General features: G+C 59.3%; 1 pseudogene. It reads right to left on the bottom strand.

Going from position 1 to position 396, the window contains the following annotated elements:
- A pseudogene (locus A985_RS0103120) lies at positions 1-355 on the bottom strand (transposase); the annotation flags it as partial.
- Positions 356-396: the final 41 nt, after the last annotated feature.

Raw genomic sequence — 396 nt, 5'->3', positions numbered from 1 at the left:
CTGGCGCTCATGCCGATGACCTGCAAGGCTCGGCGTTCGCTCAGGCCTCGCTCGGTCATGTGGCGCACCAGCTCTCGGCGTGATGGTGCGCTCACCACTTTTTTCGCAAGGCCTCGCGCGTGACCTCGTTCTCCAGCATTGACTCCGCCAGCAGCTTCTTCAGCCGGGCATTCTCGGCTTCCAATTCTTTCAGTCGCTTCGCGTCGGGCACGCTCATGCCGCCGAACTTGCTGCGCCACAGGTAATAGCTGGCCTCGGAGAACCCATGCTGGCGGCATAGATCCTTGATCGGGATGCCAGTCTCGGCCTCTCGCAAGAAGCCGATGATCTGCTCTTCGGTGAATCGCTTCTTCATGTCCAATCTCCTGACTACGTGATTGGACTCTAAATCGTCGC

Source organism: Pandoraea sp. B-6, assembly GCF_000282835.1.
Lineage (GTDB): Bacteria > Pseudomonadota > Gammaproteobacteria > Burkholderiales > Burkholderiaceae > Pandoraea > Pandoraea cepalis.
The sequence above is the reverse complement of the archived record's forward strand: the minus strand, read 5'-3'. Positions and strand labels throughout refer to the sequence as shown.